Origin of the sequence: Microvirga pakistanensis, assembly GCF_004458765.1 — a bacterium.
GTDB classification, from domain to species: Bacteria; Pseudomonadota; Alphaproteobacteria; order Rhizobiales; family Beijerinckiaceae; genus Microvirga; species Microvirga pakistanensis.
Map to the genome: position 1 here is coordinate 1 of NZ_SPJX01000489.1, position 322 is coordinate 322.

Annotated in this window: 1 protein-coding gene; it reads right to left on the reverse strand. The window is 60.6% G+C overall.

Translation table 11 applies throughout. The features are described 5' to 3' along the window. A partial coding sequence (locus E4K09_RS22020) for an ATP-binding cassette domain-containing protein (protein WP_134499847.1) occupies positions 1-322 on the reverse strand: 322 nt, incomplete at both ends.

A 322-nucleotide genomic window follows, 5' to 3' on the forward strand; every position in this document is an offset into this window, starting at 1 on the left:
CGCCGCCCTTTCTTCGTGAACGCCAGTGGCGAGGTAAACGATGGAATCCTCGGAGAGATCGGACTGCTGGACTTCGCCTGCGATACGCCCGTTGCGCATGACCACGACCCGGTGGCACAGGCCGATCAGTTCCTGCATCTCGGACGAAATCACGATGACGGAGAGGCCGTTCTCGGCAAGGCCTGCGATGAAACGGTAGATCTGCTCCTTGGTGCCGATATCGACGCCGCGCGTCGGCTCATCGATGACGATGATGCGCGGATTGAGCAGCATCATCTTGGCGAGCAGGAGCTTTTGCTGATTGCCGCCGGAGAGCTGACCC